This is a genomic window from Paenibacillus sp. 01T422, assembly GCF_056398785.1.
This window is the reverse complement of sequence record NZ_JBFTQB010000947.1, coordinates 1-2,407: the sequence shown is the minus strand read 5'-3', so window position 1 is coordinate 2,407 and position 2,407 is coordinate 1. Positions and strand designations below refer to the sequence as shown.

The 2,407-nt window shown below is 39.1% G+C and carries 3 protein-coding genes; all 3 read right to left on the bottom strand.

The window, feature by feature from the left end; all coding sequences use genetic code 11:
* Positions 1–230: 230 nt before the first annotated feature.
* The 3 genes from AC1DUA_RS33885 to AC1DUA_RS33875 all read right to left on the bottom strand — a co-directional run bounded on the left by AC1DUA_RS33885 (position 231) and on the right by AC1DUA_RS33875 (position 1,960).
* Positions 231–527 (bottom strand): GerAB/ArcD/ProY family transporter, encoded by a 297-nt coding sequence (locus tag AC1DUA_RS33885; protein WP_477503921.1) that lies wholly within the window; start codon positions 525–527, stop codon positions 231–233.
* Between the two features lie 20 nt (positions 528–547).
* The gene (locus tag AC1DUA_RS33880; protein WP_477503920.1) at positions 548–703 is read right to left on the bottom strand and encodes a hypothetical protein; all 156 of its coding nucleotides are present in this window, start codon (positions 701–703) and stop codon (positions 548–550) included.
* A 153-nt stretch (positions 704–856) separates the two neighbouring features.
* A complete protein-coding gene (locus AC1DUA_RS33875; RefSeq protein WP_477503919.1) occupies positions 857–1,960 on the bottom strand; it encodes a cation:proton antiporter in 1,104 nt (367 codons plus the stop codon).
* Positions 1,961–2,407 lie beyond the last annotated feature (447 nt).

Below are 2,407 nucleotides of genomic sequence, written 5' to 3'. Positions count from 1 at the left end.
TCTCAAAAGTGGTCTAAAGTCATTATTATAAATAGGGTTCTCCTATTTATCTAGATTCCTACTCTGTAATTTTTTCTGACGTATCATTGCGACAGTCCTTAATGCGAAAGGATACACAATTGTGCACGCGACTTATAAAATTGATAACTAGATAGTAAGACGACAGCAATGTTGTAAATACCGCAGTAACCCACACAGCAAGAAATGCGCCGTCCAATCGCTCTAAGATATTAGCAGGTAATGATGGAAAGCATTCCTCCCAAAAAATGGCTCGTTTCATTTCCCCATAGAGGTAATAAGTTGATTAAATGAGCATTTTTTAGCGAGAATACCACAATTAATATCACAGGAAATAGGATGAAAGGGAAATAAAATTGATGGAAATATGCAAAATTAGTGATATCAGCACGTGCTGATACAGCAGCAAGCAGCAGCATGACGATAACTGTTACCTCTAGCGGTGTCTTCGGTAAAACCGAAGTAACAACAACTTCCCCAAACTCACGTGAAGCAAACGCTGCGAGCAAGCAGAATAATAGAATGATTATTATATTATGGAGCCAAGAAGTGTTACCAGCGGCGCTCCTGATTCAGCAGCTCTTACAGTAAAAAGCGACAGAGCTAACACTCCTACCCCAATAATTGCACTAATTAGAACAATTGCTGCTTGAATGATTGTGATTTGACGCTCTTGTTGCTCCATTCAATTCCCCTCTCCTTGTAATTCCAACGTTTTGCTGGACAACTTTTCTTTAGTATCTCCACATTTTCCCGCATTTTTACCAGTCTCTACAGGTTTCAACACATTAAATAACCACTTCAAGAGCATTCTCGAAGTGGTCTCAGTTGATTTTTTTCACTTAACTTTCAGCTTCTTAACAAGAAGGCTAATCGTTGTTCCTTGAACAAGGAGTGAGAAAACGACATTACTAAATGTCATAGCTAATAGCAAGTCACGGCCTTCAAAATCCGGGGAAATGCTTAGTACTAACGCAATAGAAAGAGAGCCTTTTAACCCGCCACACGCAATAATCGGCTTCCAGATGCTAGGTATTCCCTTATCGAAAATTAGACTTACATATATCGCAATGAACCTTGCAGCGAGTACAATGAGAATACTTCCACCTATTTCTAACCACTTCTCCGTGAAGTTGATATTTGAAATTTCGAGTCCAACCATGAGAAATATCAGTGCATTGGCGATAAAAGCAATTGTTTCCCAGAAGGAATCCATTTTCTCATGAGTTAAATCGGACATTCCGATGTTCTTGCCATATGTACCTAACAAAAGTCCTGCAAATACAACTGATATGACGCCTGAGAAATGGAACATTTCCGCTAATTCAAATGCTCCATAAAAGAGAACGATCGAAAGCCCAATCTCCAGTGAGCCATGTAACATCCCCGACATACTTAATACTGTTGTAACTAGGGCAATTTTWAAAAGTACAACTGCCACCCCGTCGTTCGCCAGACTCTCTCCCTCTACGATAATCGACAGCTTCTTATTCAGACCCATTGACTTAAAAATGGTTAATACGGAGACTGGATCTGTAGCAGCCATTAAAGCACCGAAAACAAGCGCTTTTTGCAAGTTAAGGTCTAACAAATAATAAGACAGCCCAGCTATTAGAATAAAAGTCATTAACGTCCCGAGTAAGGCCAATAACAATATTGGTCGCTTATTCTCTTTAATTTCACCAAAAGGCAGCTTAAGTGCAGCATCTCCTATTAGAGCAGACAAGAAAATTAAAATGACAGCTGTCTGAAATACATGATCTGACGCCACATATGTCTTAATTTCATGGAGCGCTTGAATGGGAAAAAGACCAAGCAATAGTCCGGCAACTACAAGTAAGGTTGGATACGGTTGTTTTATTTTATCTGCTAAATAAGCGATAGCAACAGCGATTCCGAGTAGATTGTCAACAGACCAATTAATGATATTCAGGTGCTGCAACGCCTTTTAATCAAGACTCAAAGCTTGTCGTTGAATATGTCAAGATTCAGAGTCCTACAATGTGGGTAGTTTTGTGCCACAAGACTACAATGTAGGGAGATTTGTGCATTTATTACTGACACAAATTTRCCTACATAAAAAAATAAAAGCTTGAGAACTCAAGCTTTTTGAAGTTGATTTATGTAGGTACTTTTGTGTCATTGGACAAATCGTTCTAAATCTTGCTTTGCCTCAGTTAAAGCCGTGACATCCCACACACTGTGCATATGCTTTCTCCAAATCGTAATCATCTCGGTTGTGGATCGCGACGCAATATCCTGCGGTAATGTTGGGTCTGTGATAAAGGTCTTTTATCTTGATTCTTAATAGGCATGTTTTCTGGGGATGTAATAAAATAAACATTAGTATCTACTATCCCCTCTGGTTGATTACTACGTTGCCATGAAG

Coding starts and splice junctions, on each gene's coding strand:
- AC1DUA_RS33880 (WP_477503920.1), bottom strand. CDS start 703: ATGGAGCAACAAGAGCGTCAAATCACAATCATTCAAGCAGCAATTGTT.